Below are 14,227 nucleotides of genomic sequence, written 5' to 3'. Positions count from 1 at the left end.
ACCGGGCAGCGATCGAGCGGATTGACGCACGCGGGCAACTTTTTGCTGGTCAGTCAGCAGCCGCGCGTTAGTTTTCACCGTTGTTCTATCCGCACAAGGCGAAAAAGGGTGAAAAACAGAGTCAAAACACGTTTAGGTGACGAAATAATTCTGGCTAAAGCGACGAGCGGGTTCAGCAGGCTGGTCACGCAGCTGTCGTTTTGTTAAGCGGTTATCTCCAACGGCGTGATAGCTGACGCTTTCCCACGCTGACGGCACTTATCCTGTGCGCCATTTTCCATTATAATGAATGCCATTTTTCGCGGCAGCAGCGCTCCTCCGAGCCGGATACAGAGTAAAAATGCTGCGCCAGTAGCGCTGAAGTTAAAAGGATATCGTTATGCGTACCGAGTATTGTGGGCAGATCAATCTGTCTCATGTAGGCCAGCAAGTAACACTCTGTGGCTGGGTTAACCGCCGCCGCGACCTCGGCAGCCTGATCTTTATTGATATGCGTGACCGTGAAGGCATCGTGCAGGTGTTCTTCGACCCGGACCGTCAGGAGGCTTTCACGCTGGCTTCCGAGTTGCGTAACGAATTCTGCATCCGCATTGTTGGCACCGTGCGTGCACGCGATGAGAAAAATAAAAATAGCGAAATGGCCACCGGTGAAATCGAAGTTTTCGCCACCGAACTGACCATCATTAACCGTTCGGAACCGTTGCCGCTGGACTCAAACCAGACTAACAGCGAAGAAGCGCGGCTGAAATATCGTTATCTCGATCTGCGTCGCCCGGATATGGCGAACCGCCTGAAAGCCCGTGCCAAAATTACCAGCTTCGTGCGTCGTTTTATGGACGACGAAGGTTTCCTGGATATTGAAACGCCGATGCTGACGAAAGCCACGCCGGAAGGCGCGCGTGACTATCTGGTGCCCAGCCGTGTGCATAAAGGCAAATTCTATGCGCTGCCGCAGTCGCCGCAGCTGTTTAAGCAGCTGCTAATGATGTCGGGCTTCGATCGCTACTATCAAATCGTCAAATGCTTCCGTGACGAAGACTTGCGCGCTGACCGTCAGCCGGAATTTACCCAGATCGACGTAGAAACCTCATTTATGACCGCACCGCAGGTGCGCGAAGTGATGGAGCGTCTGGTGCGCAATCTGTGGCTGGACGTTAAATCAGTGGATCTTGGCTCATTCCCGATTATGACCTTCGCTGAAGCGATGCGCCGTTATGGTTCGGATAAGCCGGACTTGCGTAACCCGATGGAGCTGGTGGATGTTGCCGACCTGCTGAAAGACATTGAGTTCAAAGTGTTCTCCGGCCCGGCTAACGATGCAAAAGGGCGCGTGGCAGCGCTGCGCGTCCCGGGCGGGGCCGCTCTTAGCCGTAAGCAGATTGACGATTACACCCGGTTTATTGAGATCTACGGCGCGAAAGGCCTGGCTTACATTAAGGTTAACCAGCGAGCCGGGGGCCTGGAGGGCATAACCAGCCCGGTGGCGAAATTCCTTAATGCCGGCATCGTCGAAGCGATCCTGCAGCGTACCGCTGCCGCCGATGGTGACCTGATCTTCTTTGGTGCCGACAGGGCGAAAGTGGTGGCCGATGCGCTGGGCGCGCTACGCCTCAAGCTGGGGCGCGATCTGAAAATCACCAACGGATCCGCCTGGGCACCGCTGTGGGTGGTGGACTTCCCGATGTTCGAAGACGATGGCGAACAGGGGCTGACCGCCATGCACCACCCGTTCACCGCGCCGAAAGACATGTCGCCAGAGCAGTTGAAAAACGCGCCGGAAAGCGCGATTGCCAACGCATACGATATGGTGATCAACGGTTATGAGGTCGGTGGCGGCTCTGTACGTATCCATAACGGGCAGATGCAGCAAACGGTGTTTGGTATCCTCGGTATTAGCGAGCACGAACAGCGTGAGAAGTTTGGTTTCCTTCTCGACGCATTAAAATTTGGCACACCGCCGCACGCGGGCCTCGCTTTCGGCCTCGACAGGCTGGTGATGTTGCTGACCGGAACCGATAATATTCGTGACGTGATCGCATTCCCGAAAACCACCGCGGCGGCCTGTCTGATGACGGAAGCGCCGAACTTTGCTAACCCGGCTTCGTTAACCGAGCTGGGCATTGAGGTGGTGGAAAAGAGTAAAGACCAGCAGCCAGAGAAAGATTAATGGCCTGTAAGCACCCGGTTTCGGTTCTGGTGGTGATCTACGCGAGTGACACCGGACGGGTTCTGATGTTGCAGCGGCGTGATGATATGGCTTTCTGGCAGTCGGTGACCGGCAGCTGCGAGCCGGGTGAAAGCCTGGCGCGCACCGCTCAGCGCGAAGTGCAGGAAGAAACCGGCATTGATGTTAACGCCGGGCAGCTGACTATCGTCGACTGCCAGCGTTATATCGATTTCGAAATCTTCAGCCATTTTCGCCATCGCTATGCGCCGGGCACGACTCATAACCGGGAACACTGGTTTACCCTGGCGCTACCGGGCGAACGCGATATTACGCTTAGCGAGCACTTGACCTTTCAGTGGCTGGATCCACCGGACGCCGCCGCGCTCACCAAGTCCTGGAGTAATCGCCAGGCAATTGAAGAATTTATCAGTTAATTGAGCTGAATTGTTTTTGCACTTAACCAACCGTTCAGGCTTAGTTCGGCGCAGCAAGCTTGTTCGCCGCCAGCGCACAGCAACCGCACATACTGAAACAGGTGAGGAATGCGAGCACTGCCGGCGGACAAAATTGCCAGTCAGATAGCCTGTGCGATGTCAATCTGGAGAAAAAACTAAAGATGGCGGGACATAGTAAATGGGCAAACACCAAGCACCGCAAGGCTGCTCAGGATGCCAAGCGCGGTAAAATCTTCACCAAAATCATCCGTGAACTGGTAACCGCTGCCAAACTGGGCGGTGGAGATGCCGGTTCTAACCCGCGTCTGCGTGCCGCCATGGACAAAGCGCTGGCCAACAATATGACGCGTGACACGATGAACCGTGCCATTGCACGCGGCGTGGGCGGTGATGATGATTCCAATATGGAAACCATCATTTATGAAGGCTACGGCCCGGGCGGCACGGCGGTTATGGTCGAATGCCTGAGCGACAACCGCAACCGTACCGTTTCCGAAGTGCGTCATGCCTTCACTAAAACCGGTGGCAACCTCGGTACCGACGGTTCTGTCGCCTATCTGTTCACCAAGAAAGGGGTGATCTCATACGCACCGGGCCTGAACGAAGATACGGTGATGGACGCGGCGCTGGAAGCCGGTGCTGACGACGTGGTCACTTATGACGATGGCGCAATCGACGTGTTCACCGCCTGGGAGAACATGGGCGCAGTGAAGGATGTGCTGGATGCGGCAGGCTTGCAGGCTGAAAGTGCTGAAGTCACCATGATCCCAGCGACAAAAGCGGACATGGATGTGGAAACCGCGCCGAAACTGCTGCGCCTGATCGATATGCTGGAAGACTGCGATGACGTACAGGAAGTTTACCATAATGGTGACATTTCTGACGAGGTGGCGGAAACCCTGTGAGGGTTAGCCCGACGCTCGCCGGGAGCGCAGTATGGCGATAATCCTGGGAATTGACCCCGGTTCGCGCGTGACCGGTTACGGCGTCATACGCCAAACGGGGCGGCAGTTGAGTTATCTGGGCAGCGGGTGTATTCGTACCAGCGTTACCGATCTGCCGTCCCGCCTTAAGCTGATCTACGCCGGGGTGAGTGAAATCATCACCCAGTTCCGGCCGGAATACTTTGCTATCGAGCAGGTCTTTATGGCGAAGAACGCTGACTCAGCGCTCAAGCTGGGCCAGGCGCGCGGAGCGGCAATTGTCGCGGCGGTCAACCATGATCTGCCGGTATTTGAGTACGCGGCCCGTCAGGTTAAACAGACCGTGGTCGGCATCGGCAGCGCCGAGAAAAGTCAGGTGCAGCATATGGTGCGTACCTTGCTTAAACTGCCCGCTAACCCACAGGCTGATGCGGCAGATGCGTTGGCAATTGCCATCACCCATTGCCATATGAGCCAGAACGTCACCCGCCTGGGTGAGGGAAATCTCAACCTTGCACGCGGTCGTCTGCGTTAAAAGCTGGATATCTATCCAGCTTTTTTTATGCTATAAACCCCTGATTATGATTATCCTGAGGAAGCTATTGTGATAGGTCGTCTGAGAGGCATTATCCTGGAAAAACAGCCGCCAGCGGTGTTAATTGAAGCCAGCGGTGTCGGTTATGAGGTGCAAATGCCAATGACCTGTTTTTATGAGCTTCCCGATATCCGGCAGGAAGCGGTGATCTTCACCCATTTTGTGGTACGTGAAGATGCCCAGCTGCTGTTTGGCTTTAACAGTAAGCCGGAGCGCGCGCTGTTCCGGGAACTGATCAAAGTGAACGGTGTCGGGCCGAAGCTGGCACTGGCTATCCTGTCTGGTATGTCGGCGCAGCAGTTTGTCACCGCCGTTGAGCGCGGGGAGATTGCCGCGCTGGTGAAGTTGCCGGGCGTCGGCAAAAAAACTGCCGAACGTCTGGTGGTCGAAATGAAAGACCGCTTTAAAGGGATGCACGGCGATCTGTTTGCTAGCGACGCACCGTTCGCGTTGACCAGTGAAATGCCGAAAGAGACAGGCAACGATGCCGAAAGCGAAGCGGTAGCCGCGCTGACCGCCCTGGGCTACAAACCCCAGGAGGCCAGCCGGATGATCGGTAAGATAGGTAAGCCTGATGCCGATTGCGAAACGTTAATTCGCGAAGCGCTGCGCGCAGCTATTTGAGGTAGAGCATGATAGAAGCCGATCGCCTGGTCGCCGCCGGTGTTATCACCGAAGAGGAAGTCATCGATCGCGCCATCCGCCCGAAGATGCTGGAAGAATATGTCGGCCAGCAGGTGGTGCGTGAACAGATGGAGATCTTTATTAAAGCCGCACAGATGCGTGGCGATGCCCTCGATCATCTGTTGATTTTCGGCCCTCCCGGTTTGGGAAAAACCACCCTGGCGAATATTGTCGCCAACGAGATGGGGGTCAACCTGCGCACCACTTCTGGTCCGGTGCTGGAGAAAGCCGGCGATCTTGCCGCCATGCTGACCAATCTTGAGCCGCACGATGTGCTGTTTATTGATGAGATCCACCGCCTGTCGCCGGTGGTGGAAGAAGTGCTGTATCCGGCTATGGAAGATTATCAGCTGGACATCATGATTGGTGAAGGCCCGGCAGCACGCTCGATTAAGCTCGATCTGCCGCCGTTTACCCTGATCGGCGCCACTACCCGCGCCGGTTCGCTGACCTCACCGCTGCGTGACCGTTTTGGCATCGTCCAGCGTCTGGAGTTTTACCGCGTCGAAGACTTGCAGCATATTGTCGGCCGCAGTGCTGCCTGCCTCGGTTTACCGCTCAGCGACGAAGGGGCGCTGGAGATAGCCCGCCGTGCACGCGGCACGCCGCGTATTGCTAATCGCCTGCTGCGCCGCGTGCGTGACTTTGCCGAGGTGCGGGCGGCGGGGGAGATGAGTGGAGAAGTGGCCTCACGAGCGCTGGACATGTTAAGCGTTGATTCTCAAGGCTTTGATTATATGGACCGCAAACTGCTGCTGGCCATTATCGATAAGTTTATGGGCGGGCCGGTCGGGCTGGATAATCTGGCGGCGGCTATTGGAGAAGAGCGCGAAACCATCGAAGATGTGCTGGAGCCTTATCTGATCCAACAGGGATTTATCCAGCGCACGCCGCGCGGTCGTCTTGCAACTCAACACGCTTATCAGCATTTTGGCATTACCCGCGAAGGCTGAAAGGCAGACCGTTAGCGGCCGGATCCGGGGTTAATTTGCTGCTGCGGGCTGCTATACGGTCAGGCAGCAGGCAGCAGCAGGTTTATACCCGCGGTTTTTTTATCATACTTAGCATAAACATAAGAGACGCACCCAACACCACCGATGGCCCCGCCGGCGTATCATACCACGCCGAGAAGCTTAGCCCGCTGGTCACCGCCAGCACACCGACAATCACCGCCAGCAAAGCCATTTGTTCCGGGGAACGGGCGAAGCGGCGGGCGGTCGCTGCCGGAATAATCAGCAGGGAGGTAATAATCAAGGCGCCCACAAACTTCATCGCGACACCAATCGTCAGTGCTGTCAGCAGCATCAGAATCATTTTGGTTCGCTGAATATTAATCCCATCCACCTGTGCCAGTTCCGGGCTGATCGTCAGCGACAGCAGGGCGCGCCACTGCCAGGCCAGCAGCACTACCACCAGCGTGACGCCGGCCACAATGGTCCGGAGATCGCCCGGCGTCACCGCCAGCAGATCGCCAAACAGATAGGCCATCAAATCGACGCGCACATCTGACATCAGGCTGACCACCACCATTCCCAACGACAGGGCGCTGTGCGCCATAATCCCCAGCAGGGTATCAAGTGCCAGATGGGGGCGGCGTTCAAGCCAGACCAGGATCAGTGATAACAGCAACGTAACGACAATGACCGCATAAAACGGGCTGACGTTGAGCAACAGGCCGAAAGCGACGCCGAGTAGCGAAGCATGTGCCAAAGTATCGCCAAAGTAGGACATGCGGCGCCAGACAACAAATGAGCCAAGAGGGCCGGCCGCCAGTGCCAGTAAAACCCCGGCCAGCCAGCCGGGCAATAACAGTTCAATCATGACGGATAAATCCCCTGCGCAAAATAATTCGTCCCTGGAGATCGTGACGGTGGTTATGATGGTGGCGGTAAATTGCCAACTGCTCGGCACCACGAGGGCCAAACATCGAGATAAATTCAGGGTGTTGAGAAACCGCTTCCGGTGTACCGGAGCAGCAAATGTGATGATTAAGGCACAGCACCTCATCAGTTTTTGCCATCACCAGATGCAGATCGTGTGAAACCATTAAAACGCCGCAGTTCAGCTCGCGCCGAAGCTGGTCAATCAGGTCGTACAGCGCCACCTGGCCGTTAACGTCCACTCCCTGGGTAGGTTCGTCCAGTACCAGCAGCTGCGGTTGGTTGAGCAACGCTCGCGCCAGCAGTACCCGCTGCATTTCGCCGCCCGAAAGTTTCTGCAAGGGAAATTCCAGCAGGTGCGCTGCCTGCACCCGTTTTAAGGCGGGCAGGATATCGTCACGTTTAACACCAGGGCGCAGCTGCATAAAGCGCCCGACGGACAGCGGCAGCGTGATATCCAGGTGAATTCTTTGTGGAACGTAGCCAATACGCAGTTGAGCAGGGCGCTGTACTTTGCCGGAGCTGGGTGCGATAAGTCCCAGCACCACGCGCACCAGGGTTGATTTTCCTGCACCATTCGGTCCTAGCAGGGTCAGTATTCGGCCCGGCTGTAGCATAAGTGACACGTCAGAGAGCACCTGTCGTTGACCAAAGTTCACTGATATTTTTTCAAGGGCAATCAAATTGGGCATATTAATTACAGTTTGCAGAAAATTTCAAATGTTATAATATCACAAAATAACAGCTCATCACGATGGAATGAATCATTATGTTACATAAAAAATTACGTGATATTTCAATGTTGACCGGGGTGGGTCTTGCCGCCTGGTTAGCGCTTCCGGCTCAGGCTGCCATTGTTGCCTCGGTGAAGCCTGTAGGCTTTATTGCTGCGGCGATTGCCGAAGGCGTAACCCCTGTGGAAATCCTGCTGCCGGACGGAGCATCTGAACATGATTATGCCCTAAGACCATCCGACATCAAACGCCTGCGCGATGCGAACTTAGTCGTATGGGTAGGGCCTGAAATGGAAGCCTTTATGAGCAAGTCGGTGGCCACACTACCGGCAGCAAAAAGCATAGAAATGAGCGAGTTGCCAGGTGTGAAATCGCTGTTGCTGAAAGGCACGGATGATGACGAAGATAAGGAAAATGCCCCGCACGCCGCCGGGAAAAATGGGCACCAGCATGAGCACGAACACCATCATCACGGTGAGTATAATATGCATCTGTGGATGTCTCCGGAGATCTCCAGGAAAACGGCGATTGCAATCCATGCAAAATTGTTGGAACTTATGCCCGCTGACAAGCACCAATTAGATGCTAATCTGCAGCATTTCGAGGCAGAACTGTCGTCTGCCGATGCTAAAATTAACAGCCAGCTTGCCCCGGTGAAAGATAAAGGGTATTTCGTTTTTCATGATGCATACACCTACTTTGAAAAGCATTACGGGCTGTCCCCTACGGGTCATTTTACCGTTAACCCTGAAATCCAACCCGGTGCACAGCGTTTACATCAAATACGAACACAACTGGTTGAGCAGAAGGCGGTATGTGTCTTCGCTGAACCACAGTTCAGGCCGGCCGTGATTGAGGCTGTTGCCAGAGGAACCAAAGTGCGCTCGGGCACGCTGGATCCGCTGGGTACAGATATCTCTCCAGGCAAAGACAGCTACGTGCAGTTTCTTTCGCAGTTGTCCAGCCAGTATGCGAGCTGCCTGAAAGGAGATTAGAGGGTAATGAAGTGCAGCAAAAACTCAACGCTATCAGCGTAGCGTTTAATGGTTTATCCCGCCCCCATCGCATCCTGCTGGGGGCGCTTTCCGTAGTCACTCTGGCCGTTGCCGTGTGGCGGCCGTATGTTTATCACCCCGGTAGCGAAAGTCAGATAGTCAAACGGGTTGAGGTAAATCAAGACCAGCTACGTACCTTGCTCCCTGAAGCCAGTGAACCTATTGACGGGGACAGTCCGGCTCCGGAAGATGAAGTCCCCAACGATGAAATTGATCGAGACGCGCCTAACGAGAGCGGCACCCACGACTATGTGGTGTCTGGCGGCGATACGCTTAGCAGCGTGTTAAATCAGTATGGCATTGATATGTCCGATATCAGCAAGCTGGTAAAGACCGACAGAGAACTGCGCAATCTGCAAATTGGTCAGCAGCTGTCATGGACGCTGAATGGTGATGGCCAGCTACAGCGTATGACCTGGGAAGTTTCCCGGCGTGAAAGCCGCACCTACGACCGTGCCGGAGACACGTTTACACTCTCTTCAGCGCTAAAGAGCGGCGAATGGCAAAATCATGTGCTGAATGGCGTGGTCAATGGCAGCTTTGTTAACAGTGCCAAATCAGCCGGGTTAAGCAGTGGCGAGGTCAGTGCGGTTATCAAATCGATGCAGTGGCAAATGGATTTCCGCAAGCTGCGTGACGGCGACCGCTTCGCGGTGCTGACATCACGAGAAATGCTGGAAGGTAAAAGCCAGCAAAGCCAACTGTTAGGAGTGCGGGTCAACAGTGGAGGTAAGGATTACTACGCTATTCGCGCGGAGGACGGTAAGTTCTACGACCGAAGTGGTTCAGGATTATCGCGTGGTTTTATGCGCTTCCCAACCGTTAAACAGTATCGCGTTTCGTCCAACTTCAACCCGCGCCGTACAAATCCGGTGACCGGTCGCATTGCACCGCATAAAGGCGTTGATTTCGCGGTTCCTGTCGGCACCCCCGTGCTGGCAATAGGTGATGGTGAGGTGATCTTTTCAAAGCGCAGCGGGGCTGCCGGAAACTATGTGGCTATCCGCCACGGCCGTCAATATATGACACGCTACATGCATCTGAAGACGCTATTGGTTAAGCCAGGGCAAAAAGTGAAGCGGGGCGATCGTATTGCGCTTTCGGGTAACACCGGTCGGTCGACCGGGCCGCACGTTCACTTTGAAGTCTGGATCAATAATCAGGCTGTAAACCCGCTGACCGCCAGGCTGCCGCGTATGGAAGGGTTGAGCGGTAAAGAGCGCCGTGATTATCTGGCACAGGTGCGTGAAGTCATCCCCCAGCTGCGCATCAGGTAGCCTCAATCCAGCATGACAGAGCCGACGGGTTGAACCGGTCGGCTTTTTTTATTGGCGGGTGAATGGGCGCTTTGACCGTTACCATTGCAAAATCCCACGTCAGCACTATCATAAGCCGGTTATTGTTTGGGGCCAGCGCATGGAAAACAAAAAAAGCAGCAATGTTGAATTTATTCCCGTCTTTCAGAAATCTTTCTTATTTCCACGCTACTGGGGAAGTTGGTTGGGAGTGGGCGCGTTTGCAGCCCTGGCGTGGGTATCGCCACGCCTGCGCGATCCGCTGCTGGGGGCGTTAGGGCGTCAAGCCGGGAAACTGGCTCGCAGCGCCCGCCGCCGTGCACAGATCAATTTATCTTACTGTCTGCCTGAAAAGTCCGAAGCGGAGCGGGAGCAGATTATTGATAAGATGTTTGCCACGGCACCGCAGTCTATGGCGATGATGGCCGAGCTGGCACTGCGTCCACACGCGGCGAAATCACGCATTCGCTGGCATGGCCGTGAGATTATCGATGCGCTGCGTGACAGCGGGCAGAATGTCATTCTCCTGGTGCCGCATGGCTGGGCGGTTGATTTGCCTGCGATGGTGCTGGCATCTGAAGGGCAGCGGATGGCGGCTTTGTTCCATAATCAGAGTAATGAGGTGACCGATTACGTCTGGAACCTGGTTCGACGTCGTTTTGGCGGGCGTATGCATGCACGTAATGACGGCATCAAGCCTTTTATCAGCTCTATTCGTCAGGGTTACTGGGGCTATTATCTGCCCGACCAGGATCATGGTGCGGAACATAGCGAATTTGTGGATTTCTTTGCCACCTATAAAGCGACGCTGCCGGCCGTGGGGCGGATGAGTAAAGTATGCCGGGCAAAAGTGGTGCCGCTGTTTCCGGTTTACGACAGCAAAACCCATTCACTGGATATTTATCTGCGCCCACCGATGATTGATCTGCCGGACACCGATGATGCAACTCAGGCGCGGCGGTTGAATGAAGAGGTTGAAGCGTTTGTCCGCCCGCATCCGGAGCAGTACACCTGGATCCTCAAGCTGCTGAAGACCCGTCGTCCGGGTGAAGTCGAACCTTACGAACGTCAGGAACTTTACCCAAAAAAGTAAAAAAAGGGGAGCCAGGCTCCCCTTTTCCAGCGAAACATCACACCTGGCGGTCAGACAATCTCGACTTTATTCAGCGTCGAGCGGCGTTTCCATTCGCGTAAAAATGCGCTAACCAACAAATACCACAGTACTCCGCATGCCAGATTGACCAGGCTAAATGCGCGGGCGCCATCGCTGAAATAAGCGTACTTAGTCAGCTCAATGCCTACTGCAAATAGCAGAATAGTGACCATACCCAGCATTGCGGCGACGCTGCCTTTCCCGGCGTTACTGGAGAACAGCGTCAGCCGATACATTCCCGCATTAACCAGCCCGGTACCAAAGCCATAAATGCTTAATCCGGCCGTCAGCCACAAATAACTCTGATTGTCGATAGCAGTAGCCAGCGCAGACACAGCCAGTCCTGTCAAAATCGGCCATGCGCCAAGACGCAGTGGGCGGTCGATCGCCACCCGCGAGGACAACTTGCCCAGCGTCAGGTTTCCGGCAATCATTGCCACAAACACCGGGATCTGGAGCAGCGCATAGTCCATCCGGCTCAGACCTGCATCGTGGATGAGGATCACCGGGGATAATGCTACCCAGGCAAGGCAGGGGACAGTGACCAGACCAATCGCCAGTGAACCGCTCATCACCTGTCGGTCCTTAACCAGCGCCATGTAACCCTTACCGAGTGATTTCAACGACAGCGAGATCCGGGCGTCTCCTGCAGTCTCCGGCATTGTGCGCCACAGTCCCGTCAGCGCAACGGCGGTGACCAGCGCAAAAAGCCAGAACATGGTACGCCAGTCGCCGATTTCCAAAAAAGCGGCACCGGCCAGCGGGCCGGCAAGAGGGGCCAACAGCGCCACGTTGGCCATCAGCGCCATAATCCGCACGCTAAGCGCTTCATTGAAGGCTTCCTGGATGGCGGCATAACCCACAGCGCCGATAAAACAGAGGCTGGTACCCTGTAAGAAGCGCAGCAGGACAAATTGTTCGATGCTTTGCACCCAGTGAGTGGCCAGGCAGGTGAGCATAAAGAAGGCCACGCCGGACAAAAACACCGGCCGTCGTCCAAGCTTATCGGAGAGCGGGCCAAGCAGCCATTGCAGCGTCATGCCGCCGATCAAATAAGCCGTCAGCGAGGCTGAAACCCACTCCGGGCTGACCCGGAATTCTTCGGTCACCAGCAGCATTCCTGGCTGGATCATGTCATGAGCGATATAGGTGGCAAATTCAAACAGAACTAATGATAACGGGAAAATCAGGTGTCGGCGGGTCAGGCTCGACACGGGGGTGTATGACGCCATTCTGGCTCCTTCCTGGAGTTGCATAAAAAGTAAAAAGCACGGAGGCTTAGCGACCGCGCTAACATACCGTATTTTCACCTGGAAATAATGGAAAATTGTCATTTGCAGACAAAGCCATTAGTGACCCGATCGGCAACCACGTATACGAAAGGAAAGGGGGCAAGCGGATGAGAAGCTATCAGGGCGAAGACCCAATAGCTTCAGGCATCATTATTCAACGCGTAGCACACGGCTGGTATTGGTGGTACCGGTGGTGCTCATCACGTCGCCCTGGGTCACGATAACCAGATCGCCGGACAACAGAAAGCCTTTATCGCGCAGCAGGTTAATCGCATCGTGCGCTGCAGCTACGCCATCGCTGTTGCTGTCGAAACAGACCGGGGTGACGCCGCGATAAAGGGTGGTGAGGTTTAACGTGCGCTCGTGGCGTGACATGGCGAAAATCGGCAGGCCGGAGGTGATACGTGAGGTCATCAGCGCAGTACGGCCGGATTCGGTCATGGTGATAATCGCGGTAACGCCCTGCAGATGGTTCGCGGCGTACATGGCCGACATGGCGATGGCTTCTTCAATATTGTCAAACTGAACGTCAAGGCGATGCCTGGAAACGTTAATGCTGGGGATCTTCTCTGCCCCCACACATACCCTGGCCATGGCGGAGACGGTTTCTGCCGGGTACTGTCCGGCGGCGGTCTCTGCAGACAACATCACCGCATCGGTCCCATCCAGTACGGCGTTGGCAACGTCCATGACTTCAGCTCGCGTGGGCATCGGGTTGGTTATCATTGATTCCATCATCTGAGTTGCGGTGATGACAGCGCGATTCAGCTGGCGAGCGCGGCGGATCAATGCTTTCTGGATGCCAACCAGCTCAGGGTCGCCAATTTCCACACCCAAGTCACCCCTCGCAACCATTACCACGTCGGAGGCGAGAATAATGTCATCCATTGCTTCCTGGCTGGCAACCGCTTCAGCACGTTCGACTTTGGAGACAATTTTGGCTTCACATCCTGCCTCACGCGCCAGGCGGCGGGCATAATTCAGGTCTTCACCGCAACGCGGGAACGATACGGCAAGATAGTCAACGCCGATCTGCGCGGCGACGAGAATATCCGCCTTGTCTTTTTCCGTCAGCGCTTCGGCCGACAGACCGCCGCCGAGCTTGTTAATCCCTTTATTATTCGACAGCGGGCCGCCGACGGTCACTTCAGTGAACACCTTCATGCCTTTCACTTCCAGCACTTTTAGCTGCACACGCCCGTCGTCAAGCAGCAGGATATCGCCCGGTACCACATCCGCGGGCAGGCCTTTATAATCAATACCTACTCTTTCTTTGTTGCCTTCGCTTTTACCCAGGCTGGCATCCAGCAGAAAGCGCTCGCCTGGGTTGAGGAAGACTTTCCCTTCTTTGAAAGTTGAAACGCGGATTTTCGGTCCCTGGAGGTCGCCGAGAATGGCGACGTGCCGCCCAAGTTTTGCCGCGATTTCGCGCACGTTGTTTGCCCGCATCTGGTGATCCTGGGCGGTGCCGTGTGAGAAGTTCAGTCGCACCACATTGGCACCCGCGGCAATGATTTTCTCCAGATTGTTGTCACGATCGGTAGCGGGGCCAAGTGTAGTCACAATCTTGGTTCTTCTGAGACGGCGAGAAGGGTACTTAGGATGTAGAAGTGAAGATGATTGATTATTCATTGTACACGACCTGAAGTGAATAGTGAGTCTGTCCCTGTGAATTAATATGTGCAGAGGTTCATAACTGCCTGTACTGTGGTTTCAACATCCTCCAGGGATTCTGACCCGCGATAAGACAAAAAGAGCCATGAGATTTTTTAAGCACATGCACACATAAGGTATCACCTAAAGTAACAAACTCAATAGTTAACATTGAGCTTAAACACTGACGGGTCTTGAACATGTTCGTCAGCCTGAAAACATGTCCGGCGGCGAGGGTTCGCCGCGCGTTAGCCGCTGCCGGGACAGGACTTTATTGACGGAAATGACCGGCTATACGGGCAGGATTTCGGTAAGTCCGGGCAAGCTTCGTGTTAATTTGC

13 protein-coding genes are annotated in these 14,227 nt (G+C 55.0%); 9 read left to right on the top strand and 4 right to left on the bottom strand.

The window, feature by feature from the left end; translation table 11 throughout:
* Nucleotides 1–379: 379 nt before the first annotated feature.
* From aspS to ruvB, 6 genes are all read left to right on the top strand, one after another.
* Nucleotides 380–2,167, top strand: coding sequence for an aspartate--tRNA ligase (gene aspS / locus JGC47_RS09875; protein ID WP_004157970.1), 1,788 nt, complete (start codon nucleotides 380–382; stop codon nucleotides 2,165–2,167).
* Nucleotides 2,167–2,601: a dihydroneopterin triphosphate diphosphatase gene (gene nudB, locus JGC47_RS09870; RefSeq protein ID WP_004164390.1), complete on the top strand. Its 435-nt coding sequence runs from the start codon at nucleotides 2,167–2,169 to the stop codon at nucleotides 2,599–2,601. The genes aspS and nudB overlap by 1 nt, the downstream gene beginning before the upstream one ends.
* 182 nt (nucleotides 2,602–2,783) lie before the next feature.
* Complete coding sequence (locus JGC47_RS09865) at nucleotides 2,784–3,527, top strand: YebC/PmpR family DNA-binding transcriptional regulator (protein ID WP_004157966.1); 744 nt, start codon at nucleotides 2,784–2,786, stop codon at nucleotides 3,525–3,527.
* Between the two features lie 31 nt (nucleotides 3,528–3,558).
* The gene (gene ruvC, locus JGC47_RS09860; RefSeq protein WP_004157961.1) at nucleotides 3,559–4,080 is read left to right on the top strand and encodes a crossover junction endodeoxyribonuclease RuvC; all 522 of its coding nucleotides are present in this window, start codon (nucleotides 3,559–3,561) and stop codon (nucleotides 4,078–4,080) included.
* Nucleotides 4,081–4,149: 69 nt separating this feature from the next.
* Nucleotides 4,150–4,764 (top strand): Holliday junction branch migration protein RuvA, encoded by a 615-nt coding sequence (ruvA, locus tag JGC47_RS09855; RefSeq protein WP_004157960.1) that lies wholly within the window; start codon nucleotides 4,150–4,152, stop codon nucleotides 4,762–4,764.
* Nucleotides 4,765–4,772: 8 nt separating this feature from the next.
* The gene (gene ruvB, locus JGC47_RS09850; protein ID WP_004157959.1) at nucleotides 4,773–5,777 is read left to right on the top strand and encodes a Holliday junction branch migration DNA helicase RuvB; all 1,005 of its coding nucleotides are present in this window, start codon (nucleotides 4,773–4,775) and stop codon (nucleotides 5,775–5,777) included.
* An 82-nt stretch (nucleotides 5,778–5,859) separates the two neighbouring features.
* On the opposite strand, the gene znuB is transcribed toward ruvB, so the two are convergent.
* Nucleotides 5,860–6,645, bottom strand: a complete 786-nt coding sequence (gene znuB / locus JGC47_RS09845) for a zinc ABC transporter permease subunit ZnuB (protein ID WP_004166891.1) — start codon at nucleotides 6,643–6,645, stop codon at nucleotides 5,860–5,862.
* Nucleotides 6,638–7,396, bottom strand: coding sequence for a zinc ABC transporter ATP-binding protein ZnuC (gene znuC, locus JGC47_RS09840; protein WP_004166890.1), 759 nt, complete (start codon nucleotides 7,394–7,396; stop codon nucleotides 6,638–6,640). Before znuC ends, znuB begins: the two co-directional genes overlap by 8 nt.
* Nucleotides 7,397–7,473: 77 nt before the next feature.
* Here znuC and znuA point away from each other — a divergent pair, with 77 nt between their 5' ends.
* From znuA to lpxM, 3 genes are all read left to right on the top strand, one after another.
* Nucleotides 7,474–8,433, top strand: coding sequence for a zinc ABC transporter substrate-binding protein ZnuA (znuA, locus tag JGC47_RS09835; RefSeq protein WP_013036080.1), 960 nt, complete (start codon nucleotides 7,474–7,476; stop codon nucleotides 8,431–8,433).
* Nucleotides 8,434–8,444: 11 nt separating this feature from the next.
* The gene (gene mepM / locus JGC47_RS09830) at nucleotides 8,445–9,770 is read left to right on the top strand and encodes a murein DD-endopeptidase MepM (RefSeq protein ID WP_004157954.1); all 1,326 of its coding nucleotides are present in this window, start codon (nucleotides 8,445–8,447) and stop codon (nucleotides 9,768–9,770) included.
* A gap of 139 nt (nucleotides 9,771–9,909) precedes the next feature.
* Entirely contained in the window at nucleotides 9,910–10,881 is a 972-nt protein-coding gene (gene lpxM / locus JGC47_RS09825; RefSeq protein ID WP_004157949.1) for a lauroyl-Kdo(2)-lipid IV(A) myristoyltransferase, read from the top strand.
* Between the two features lie 50 nt (nucleotides 10,882–10,931).
* Here lpxM and JGC47_RS09820 read toward each other — a convergent pair whose 3' ends face one another.
* Together JGC47_RS09820 and pyk are read right to left on the bottom strand one after the other, a co-directional pair.
* A complete protein-coding gene (locus JGC47_RS09820) occupies nucleotides 10,932–12,173 on the bottom strand; it encodes an MFS transporter (RefSeq protein WP_004157943.1) in 1,242 nt (413 codons plus the stop codon).
* Nucleotides 12,174–12,383: 210 nt separating this feature from the next.
* Nucleotides 12,384–13,865, bottom strand: a complete 1,482-nt coding sequence (gene pyk, locus JGC47_RS09815) for a pyruvate kinase (RefSeq protein WP_004157940.1) — start codon at nucleotides 13,863–13,865, stop codon at nucleotides 12,384–12,386.
* Nucleotides 13,866–14,227: the final 362 nt, after the last annotated feature.

The sequence above is a fragment of the Erwinia amylovora genome (assembly GCF_017161565.1).
In the GTDB taxonomy this organism is placed as follows: Bacteria; Pseudomonadota; Gammaproteobacteria; order Enterobacterales; family Enterobacteriaceae; genus Erwinia; species Erwinia amylovora.
Note: the sequence above shows the minus strand (reverse complement) of the source record. Positions and strands in the feature narration are given on the sequence as shown.